Origin of the sequence: Gemmiger formicilis (assembly GCF_016901605.1) — a bacterium.
In the GTDB taxonomy this organism is placed as follows: Bacteria; Bacillota; Clostridia; order Oscillospirales; family Ruminococcaceae; genus Gemmiger; species Gemmiger formicilis_B.
The window spans coordinates 1-496 of sequence record NZ_JACJKP010000422.1; the positions used below are offsets into that span (position 1 = coordinate 1).

1 protein-coding gene is annotated in these 496 nt (G+C 54.8%); it reads left to right on the forward strand.

Going from position 1 to position 496, the window contains the following annotated elements; all coding sequences use genetic code 11:
* Positions 1-496: radical SAM protein (locus H6B10_RS15245; protein WP_204652334.1), on the forward strand; the 496-nt coding region annotated here is incomplete at both ends.

Here is a 496-nt window from a genome sequence, read left to right on the forward strand (position 1 = left end):
GTGAACAGCTACGGAAAAGGGCTGGAGAAGTCGGTGGATTTTGCCGATCTTCTCAATCTTCTGTGTGAGGTGCCCGGCGACTATCAGATTCGTTTTATGACCAGCCATCCCAAAGATGCAAGTCACAAGCTGATTGATACCATTGCGGCGCAGCCCCATTTGTGCAAGCATATCCATCTGCCGGTGCAGTCCGGCAGTGACCGGCTGCTGCAGCAGATGAACCGCCATTATACAGTGGCGCAGTACCTGGAACTGGTGGACTATGCACGGAAGAAAATCCCCGGTGTGACGTTCTCCAGCGATATTATTGTGGGCTTCCCCGGGGAAACGGAAGAGGACTTTGCGGCAACGCTGGATCTGGTCCGTAAAGTGGGCTATATGCAGCTGTTCACGTTTATCTATTCCAAGCGCAACGGTACACCTGCAGCCAAGATGCCGGACCCCACAACGCATGCGGAAAAGGCTGCCCGGATGGAACGTCTGCTGCGGACGCAGG